This is a genomic window from Ensifer sp. EB106-03-01-XG145 (assembly GCF_058792075.1).
This window is the reverse complement of sequence record NZ_JBYTEC010000034.1, coordinates 25,138-33,001: the sequence shown is the minus strand read 5'-3', so window position 1 is coordinate 33,001 and position 7,864 is coordinate 25,138. Positions and strand designations below refer to the sequence as shown.

Below are 7,864 nucleotides of genomic sequence, written 5' to 3'. Positions count from 1 at the left end.
CATCTCTAACTGGCCTATGTGTCGCATCTCTAAAATGCCGCTACACACGATGATCGCATAACATACATTATGGAACTACCGGATATGCCGGAAAACATGGATTGCGGCTGATCCTTGCCTTGCCGCGCTTGACCCGGCCTCCCGCGAAACGCGTGCGCGACGCAAACCTCAGCGCAACAGTTACCCCGGGAACGGTCGATGCAGTTGAGTCGCCTACAATGTAATCCAACTCTGGTTCGGTCATGGACGTTTCCGATGCCCACTTCACCCTGCGAAAGACACCTCAGGATATGCGATAAGAGCGGACATAAGCGTTTTCGCCCGTCTCGTCTCCTTCGCGCAGCCAACGACAACCGGCATGATGCCGATCACCTGTTCGTCGCCACTCCTGAGAGCGCTACGATATCCCTTCCTCGCGAACGCATGCCAGCGATCGAAATCGGATCGGCCTTGTCCATGCTGGCAGCGGTAGTCCTCGCTACCTACGTAGAGCTAGAGGTCATTACCGGCACACTGAACCAGGTGGTCGACGGGTTGTTCGTCGAGGTGTCGTCGGTCCTCTGGTGACGTCACACGGGCCATTGGAGCGGAGCAATGATTCCGAACCAACGTCCACCGCCGCATCGAACTCGGCCTCCTTATACGCTCCAAAGGAGCTTGGCGGATGAGATGTCTCTGCCCGAATGGGTCAACGGCCTCTCGCGACATGCATGCCGTTTCAGTTAATCCTGGCGCCCCCCGCGGAGAAGAGGTGAATCTTCTCTCCTTTTGGCGCGAGGTGGACCTGCTGTTCAGGGCGAAGGTCCGCGCGTCGATGCAGAACGATAGCGGCCGTCTGCGTGCCGACGCGCACCGAAAGATGGGTTTCAGCGCCTGTCGGCTCAACCGTCAGGACCGTTGCTGGAATGCCCGTTTCGGCAAGCTCGAGGTCTTCCGGGCGGATGCCGTAGGTTCGGGCTTCTTTGCCGCCCAGGAACCCCGGTAGTGGCAGGGAAAGCCCGCCCTCGATACGGAAGCCGCCGTCGCGGATGTCGCCTTCAAAAAGGTTCATCGCAGGCGAGCCGATGAAGGTTGCGACGAAGGTGTTATCTGGGCGGTCGTAGAGGTCGAGCGGTTTGCCGATCTGCTCGATGCGGCCAGCGCGCATGACGACGATCTTGTCGGCCATGGTCATAGCCTCGATCTGGTCGTGCGTGACGTAGACGATGGTGGTACCGAGTCGCTGGTGCAATTCCTTGATTTCGCTGCGCATTGTCACGCGCAGCTTGGCATCGAGATTGGAGAGCGGCTCGTCGAACAGAAACACCTTGGGGTGGCGGACGATCGCGCGGCCCATCGCGACGCGCTGGCGCTGGCCGCCGGAGAGCTGCTTCGGCAGGCGGTCGAGCAGCGGTTCCAGCGCCAGAATGCCGGCGGCTTCCCTGACAAGCCGGTCGATCGTCGCCCTGTCGCGGCCCTGAAGTTTCAGGGCAAAGCCCATGTTCTCGGCGACCGTCATGTGCGGATAGAGTGCGTAGCTCTGGAACACCATGGCGATGTCCCGCTCCTTCGGCGCCACCTCGTTGACGATGCGGCCGTCGATGCGGATCTGGCCGCCGCTGATGTCCTCCAGCCCCGCCAGCATGCGCAGAAGCGTGGACTTGCCGCAGCCGGACGGGCCGACGAGCGTGACGAACTCGCCATCCTCGATATTCACGGAAACGCCGTGGATGACGGAGGCTGCCCCATATTGCTTCAAAACGCGATCGATCGTTACCGATGCCATTGTCTTCCTCCCTTAAAGCTTGAGTTGCCAGATTTTTGCACTGGCGGCGGCACCGGTTAGCGTCGCCGAACGAGCGGCGGAAAATCCCGGAATGCGCTTGGTGCCGGCCCAGCGGCCGTTGTCGGCGAACACCTCGATGGAACCTGCGTCGAGAAAGATGCGCAGCTCCGAAGGCTTGGCGCCGGATGCGAGGTATCGCGGCGGCTCTTTGCCAGTGCCGGCATCAAAGAGGATCGCCAGGCCGTCGCCATCAAGCTTCACGCCGAGCTTGACGTCCGGGTGATCGAAGGCGAGTTCAAACGGTGCGCCGGGCTTGGGCAGCGAGAGTACGATCTCGACCGCGCCGCTTTCAAGCGGAACCGTCTCGCCGGCAGCGAGCGCCGCTTCGTCGAGCAGCATGTGGCGGAGGCTTTCCGCTGCGACGCTCGGCGGCGTCAAAAAGGCATCTCCGTCGAGAAGCACGCGACGCGGCAGCGTCATTGCGGTCGGGAAGTCGTCTTTCTTGGAAAAGTCCGTCCAGTTGGCGAGCCAAGCGATGCCGACCGGCTCGTCGCCGTCGACGAAAGCCTGGAAGGCATAGGCGTCGGAACCGAAATCCAGCTCCTGCTCGAACTCGGCCAGGAATTTGCGGCCGTCAAAGCGGCCGACGGTAACCGACGTCAGGTTACGCCGGCCGGTTGCGGGATCGCGGCTCGTTAGCAGGCCGAAGATCAGTGCCCAACGGGTATCCGGATCGTCCGCCTTCCCACCGAGCGGCACCATGCAGGGGCATTCCGCTGCGGTCATACCGAAACGGTCCTCGCGATGAATGATGCCGAGGAAGGTCCAGCCGGCAGCGCCTTTCGGGTCTGTCGTCTCATAGAGCAGAACGACGCCGCCCGACCTGTCGCGGCTGCCGAGCAGCATCTTCCAGCGGCCGTCCGGGCCCCTGAAGACATAGGGATCCCGGAAGTCGGTGGTGAGGTTCAAGCCTTCCGGACGGACCGGCAGAACCACCTCGGATGCACCGGCGACGATGCCGTCGCGGCTGAGGGCGGAGAGCTGGATCTGCTCTTCCGGCTGCCGATCGCGAACGTGTTCGGTATAGAAGACGCGGATCTCCTCCCCCTCAGGTCCGGAAATGGGGATCGCCGAGCCGGAAAAGGCGCCGCCGCGGCCGTCGTCCTTTTCGGACAGATGATCCGCCGGAAAGAGGAACATCGGCAGGTGCGTCCAGTGGATCAGATCTGTCGAGACGGCGTGCCCCCAATGCATGGTGTTCCAGCGCAGACCGTGCGGATAGTGCTGGTAGAAGAGATGGCCGCGGCCGGCGAAACGGCCGAAACCGTTCGGGTCGTTCATCCAGCCGAAGGGCGGCCGGAAGTGGTAGCCGGCCGGCAGCTGAGGCGATGCGGTACGCATGTCGTGGTGCAACACGTGGATCCCCTCCTCCAGCACCGTCTGCGGATGGAATGCGTAGACCACTGAGAGCGCGGTCGTTTCCGCATCATAGGCAAGCACGGTGTGGCCACCGGTCCCGAGCGTCACCGCGAAGAATTCGAACTCCTCGGCCCGGCACGTGAACGGATCGGCGATGTCATTGCGCTCCACGCTCACGAAGAGCTTCGCCTCGCGGCCCGCTGAGCGCGCCTTTAGCCAGAGATGCAGGACTGTGCCGGCGGCAAACTCGGCCTCGATGATTTCAAGCGCGGGGCTCGCGGGTTTTGTTTGGGAAGTCATAGTCAACCTTTCACGGCGGAGCCGACGAACGAACTTACGAACCAGCGCTGGAAGGCGAGGTAGAGAATGAGAACGGGGATCATCATCAGCACGGACGCGGCCATGGCGCGGTCCCAGTAGATGCTGTCCTGTCCAAAGAAGGTGGCAATCGCGACCGAGATCGGCCGTGCATGGTCGGTCTGGGTGACGAGTGTCGGCCAGAGATACTGGTTCCAGCTCTCGATCCCCATGAGGATCGACACCGTTGCGAGCGCCGGCAGGCTGAGCGGCATGTAGATCGAACGGTAGATGCGAAAGGCCGAGGCCCCGTCCATTTCCGCCGCTTCATAGAGTTCCTTCGGCAGTTGCGCGAAGAACTGGTAGAAGAGGAAGACATAGAGCGGGCTTGCTACCCAGGGCAGGATCTGGACGGCAAAGGTGTCCGTCAGCCCTGCCCGCGACATCATGACGACGAGCGGCATGATGATGCTTTCCTGCGGGATGACATAGAGCGCAACGACGAGCGCAAGCAGGACCGCCTTGCCGCGGAGCGACCCCCAGGCGAGCACAAAGCCTGCCATGGAGTTGATGATCAGTCCCGACACGACGGTGACGACGAGGATCACCAGCGAGTTGAACAGGTAGCGGCCATAGGCAAGCTCGCCGGAGAAATTGGCGATCTCCCTATAGTTCGAGAGCGTCGGGTCGCTCACCCAGAAGGCGCGGAAGCTGCCCATGTCCGCAAGGATGCGGAAACGGTCGTCCTTGAGGCTGGCAATGAGCAGCATGAAGAGTGGCGATATCATCACCAGAGCAACAATGAAGATGCAGACAGTTTGGACGGCGCGCAGGCCCGTCTTGCTGTTGCCCCGGGGTATGGCCAGCGGGGCGGGCTGGTTGAGCACGAGATCAGACATCGAAGCGCCTCAGGAGTTTGCGCTGGAGAAGCGCGATCAGAAGAACGATGACGAAGAGAATGACGGAGACGGCAGAGGCATATCCGAGCTTCTGTTCCTCGAAACCGGCGCGCACCATGTAGTGCACCACGGTCTCCGTGCTTTCCTTCGGCCCGCCCTGGGTGAGGATTGCAACTTGGGTGTAGAGCTTGAAAGCTTGGATCGTCGTGATAACCAGCACGAAGACATGGGTGGGACGCAGACCCGGCATGGTCACGTGCCAGAAGCGGCGCAGCGCGCTTGCCCCATCGATGCGGGCGGCGTCGTAAAGCTCTTCCGGAATGCCCTGCAGGCCGGCAAGGTAGATGATCATCTGGAAGCCATAGGCCTGCCAGGCCGACAGCAGCACGATCGAGAACATCGCCCAGTTCGGGTCGCCGAGCCAATCGATCGGCTGGATCATTCCAGCGGACAAGAAGCCGACGATCTGATTGAGCGGACCGCTCGGATACTGAAACAGCGTGCCCCAGATCACGCAGACGACAACCATGGAGGTGATCGCCGGCAGGAAGAACATGCCGCGCAGAAGATTGCGCATCGGCAGTTTCTGGTGGAGCAGCAGCGCCGTCAGGAAGGCCAGACCGCACTGGACCGGGAGCACCCAGACCGTGAAGCGCGTGACGTTCCAGAGCGACGTCCAGAACAACGGATCGGTAAAGACGCGCTGAAAGTTCAGGAGGCCGACGAAACGAACCGGCGTCGGGCGCGGCACGAGCGGCTGGTTGGTCATCGCCGTCCAAAAGGACAGAAGGAACGGCGTGATCAGGAAGATGGCGAGCAGCAGCACGGCGGGCGCGATCATCGCGACTTCCTGCCAAAATCGCTGCCGGTCACGTCGCCTGCCGGCGCGCGGAATGGCCGGCGCAGACGTCTGTTGCAAAGTCATGGTCTCCTCCTCATCGCTCATCCTCCCGAGATGGCGCAGGGCCGGTCAGAGTGACGGCCCTGCGGTAACGCCTTATTGTTGCTCGTCGAAGGGCGGATAGCCGGCGTTGTCCTCGATGTCCTGGTCGATCTTCCTGGCGGCGGCCGTCAGGGCTTCCTGTGCGTCGCCGCCGTTGAAGATCTTGTCGACCGCCTGCATGAAGGCCGAGGTAATCGTCGGATAGGCCGGGTGCGGCGGACGGGCGACCGCGGACTTCGAGGCCTGTTCGAAGGCCACGGCAAGTGGTCCGCCCTCGGCGTAGAGCGGGGATTCGGCGGCAAAGCTCTTGAGCCCCGGATAGGCCGACTGGGTCTTGGCGTAGTCGCGATATTCCTTGTCCTTCAGAAGGAAGCTCAGGAACTTGCCCGCGGCCTCAGGATTTTCGGAGGTCGCCGAGATGCCCCAGATCCAGGTGCCGTTCGGGCTGACGCCCTTCTTACCGATCTTTGGCAGCGGCATGACGACGATATTGTCCTTCATCGCGGCGGCGGCTTCCGCATAGAACCAGTGCCCGCCCATGGCGAGTGCTGCCGGCTGGCCTTCGGCATAGAACTGGTTGGTACCCGACGACGTCGGAACGACCCAGCCGTTCTTTACCCACGTCTGCATCATCGTGAGCGCCTTGACGCAGGCTTCGCTGTCGAGCGCACCGGTCGCCTTCCAGGCCTTGCGATCGATCAGATCGCAGCCAGCGCTTTCGAGCAGCGGGCCATAGGCATAGGTGATCCACTCGGTCTTGATGCCGTAGCCGCGGAACGTGTCGATCGGCCACTTCACGCCTTCGAGCTTGGAGAGCTTTTCGAGATAGCCTTCGAATTCCTCGCGCGTCCAGGCGTCGTCGACGGATTTCGGAATGCGTGCGCCGATGGCTTCGAGATACTTCTTGTTGCCGTAGAGGACGACCGAGGAGTCGGTGAGGCCGATCGCATAGAGGTCCTTATCGATCGGATAGGTGCCCTGGGCGATGTTCGAGCCGGTCATGTCGTCGAGGACATCCTTATCGACGAGCGGCTTGATCGGCTGCAGGTATCCGGACCAGACGTAGTTGGCGAGGAACGGTGCGTCGAGTTCCATCACGTCCGGCAACTGCTTGGCCATGACGGCGGCGCTGAACTTCTCATTATAGGCGTCGTGCGGCGCGTAGATCAGTTCGATGTCGACATCCGGATTGGCGTCCTCGAAGCGCTTGGCGACATCGCCATAGGCCTTCACCCAGCCCGGATCCCCCTGGTGCATGACATGAACGACGGTTTTTGCGTCGGCAATACCGGCGCTCCCCAAGAGTGCCGTGGCGGCGCAGAGTGCATTGCGTAAACGATTACCCAAGTGCGCAGTCATTGTTTTCTCCTCCTGTTGAATGCGATCATAAAACTGAATTTAGACGGATGCCCGCTCGACCAGATGGAAGGGCAACTGCCGCAGATGCGGCGGCTCAGGTTGCCCGGCGAGCAGGATCTCCATGGCAAGGCGGCCCATCGCGCGGTGCGGCAGGGCCATTGTCGTCAATGGCGGATCCAGCCGCGAGGCAAGCTCGACCTGGTTGTCGAAACTTGCCACCGCAATGTCGTCCGGGATGCGAAGGCCGGCACGCGCAAGCGCCGCATAGACCTCCATCGCCACTCGGTCGTTGCCGCACAGGATGGCGTCCGGCCGCTGACCGGAAAGAAGTGCTTCCGCATGGGATGCGACAAGGCTTGGCGCGCGGTCGCTATAAACGCTGCGGCGCACGGCGGGAAACACGCCGAGCGGATCGATGCCTGCCTCCTCCAGCGCCGCACGAAAGCCCTTCTCGCGCAAGGAGCCGGCCAGAATGCCCGGCAAGTTGATGAAGGCGATACGGCGCCGGCCTGCGGCCAGCAGGTAACGCACGATCTCACGTGCCCCGCCCTCTTCGTCCGGGACCAGCGACGTGACACGGCCCGAGGCCTCGCGGCAGTTGATCATGACCCCGACGGAGCCGGCCAGCGTTGGCGGCAGATCGACGTCCTTGTGATACATGGCGGCGTAGGCAACGGCGCGCGGCCGGAACTGCTGCACCTCGTCGAGCACCGAGCCAATCGACTGTCCGCTGCTGTGGTTGACAGCGAAGACGGCCATGCCGGCGCTGCGCGCAGCCCCATCGAGTCCTCGGACGATTTCGGTGGCGAAGGGCGAGGTGATCAACCCATCGGACACGACGCCGACCAGCGGAAGCCAGCCCTGACGCACGCCGCGCGCGGCCAGGTTCGTTACATAGCCGAGCTCCTCCGCAATCGCCTTGACCTTCTGACGGGTCTCGTCCGACATTCGAGCGGACCCGCCGTGCAATGCGCCGGAGACCGTCTTCACTGAGACGCCCGCACGCTCCGCGATGTCAGAAAGGGAGATTGTCACGTTGGTGCCCTTGTTGGGTTATCGATTACCCATTAATTCAAGCCCGGCCCCATTGTCAACCGGTCACCCGATCGAAACGCCACCCTAAGCCTTGGAAGATGATCGCTCCGTAGAGCTTTGCACCACGCCAAGACGGCGAACAACCCT

At 62.3% G+C, this 7,864-nt stretch carries 6 protein-coding genes; all 6 read right to left on the bottom strand.

Translation table 11 applies throughout. From position 1 onward, the window contains the following. Positions 1-718 precede the first annotated feature (718 nt). Entirely contained in the window at positions 719-1,765 is a 1,047-nt protein-coding gene (locus AC3WWH_RS32615) for an ABC transporter ATP-binding protein (protein WP_058324388.1), read from the bottom strand. 12 nt (positions 1,766-1,777) lie between these two features. After that, positions 1,778-3,484, bottom strand: coding sequence for a GH32 C-terminal domain-containing protein (locus tag AC3WWH_RS32610; protein WP_113399696.1), 1,707 nt, complete (start codon positions 3,482-3,484; stop codon positions 1,778-1,780). A 2-nt stretch (positions 3,485-3,486) separates the two neighbouring features. Then, entirely contained in the window at positions 3,487-4,380 is an 894-nt protein-coding gene (locus AC3WWH_RS32605) for a carbohydrate ABC transporter permease (RefSeq protein WP_058324390.1), read from the bottom strand. Beyond that, positions 4,373-5,305: a carbohydrate ABC transporter permease gene (locus tag AC3WWH_RS32600; protein WP_058329177.1), complete on the bottom strand. Its 933-nt coding sequence runs from the start codon at positions 5,303-5,305 to the stop codon at positions 4,373-4,375. Before AC3WWH_RS32600 ends, AC3WWH_RS32605 begins: the two co-directional genes overlap by 8 nt. Before the next feature lie 72 nt (positions 5,306-5,377). Then, positions 5,378-6,670 (bottom strand): ABC transporter substrate-binding protein, encoded by a 1,293-nt coding sequence (locus tag AC3WWH_RS32595; RefSeq protein ID WP_162752638.1) that lies wholly within the window; start codon positions 6,668-6,670, stop codon positions 5,378-5,380. Between the two features lie 51 nt (positions 6,671-6,721). Beyond that, on the bottom strand, positions 6,722-7,717 hold the full coding sequence (locus AC3WWH_RS32590; protein WP_058324392.1) for a LacI family DNA-binding transcriptional regulator: 996 nt from the start codon (positions 7,715-7,717) through the stop codon (positions 6,722-6,724). Positions 7,718-7,864: the final 147 nt, after the last annotated feature.

Bases quoted from the DNA above. Each gene is read 5' to 3' on its own strand.
- AC3WWH_RS32615 (WP_058324388.1), bottom strand. From the start codon at position 1,765: ATGGCATCGGTAACGATCGATCGCGTTTTGAAGCAATATGGGGCAGCC.
- AC3WWH_RS32610 (WP_113399696.1), bottom strand. From the start codon at position 3,484: ATGACTTCCCAAACAAAACCCGCGAGCCCCGCGCTTGAAATCATCGAG.
- AC3WWH_RS32605 (WP_058324390.1), bottom strand. From the start codon at position 4,380: ATGTCTGATCTCGTGCTCAACCAGCCCGCCCCGCTGGCCATACCCCGG.
- AC3WWH_RS32600 (WP_058329177.1), bottom strand. From the start codon at position 5,305: ATGACTTTGCAACAGACGTCTGCGCCGGCCATTCCGCGCGCCGGCAGG.